This window comes from Blastococcus sp. TF02A-30, from assembly GCF_003319185.1.
In the GTDB taxonomy this organism is placed as follows: domain Bacteria; phylum Actinomycetota; class Actinomycetes; order Mycobacteriales; family Geodermatophilaceae; genus Blastococcus.
The window spans coordinates 1-449 of the sequence record NZ_QOHJ01000032.1; the positions used below are offsets into that span (position 1 = coordinate 1).

1 pseudogene is annotated in these 449 nt (G+C 66.6%); it reads left to right on the forward strand.

Features of this window, described 5'->3' with window-relative positions:
• Positions 1–21: 21 nt before the first annotated feature.
• Positions 22–449 (forward strand): annotated as a pseudogene (locus DQ241_RS20315) (glutamate synthase-related protein); the annotation flags it as partial.

Consider the following 449-nt stretch of genomic DNA (forward strand, 5'->3'; position numbering starts at 1 on the left):
AGATGTGTATAAGAGACAGCGCGCGAGCGGCGCTACGACATCTTCCGCGAGTACACCAAGCTCGTCGACGACCAGGCGAACGAGCTGAAGACGCTGCGCGGCATGTTCGGACTGCGCACCGGCGTCCGCCCGCCCGTACCGCTGGACGAGGTCGAACCGGTGTCGGAGATCGTCAAGCGCTTCTCCACCGGGGCGATGAGCTACGGCTCCATCTCCCAGGAGGCGCACGAGACGCTCGCGATCGCGATGAACCGCATCGGCGGCAAGTCGAACACCGGCGAAGGCGGCGAGGACGTCGACCGGCTCCTCGACCCCGAGCGGCGCAGCGCCATCAAGCAGGTCGCCTCGGGCCGCTTCGGCGTGACGAGCCTGTACCTCACCGAGGCCGACGACATCCAGATCAAGCTCGCCCAGGGCGCCAAGCCCGGCGCTGTCTCTTATACACATCT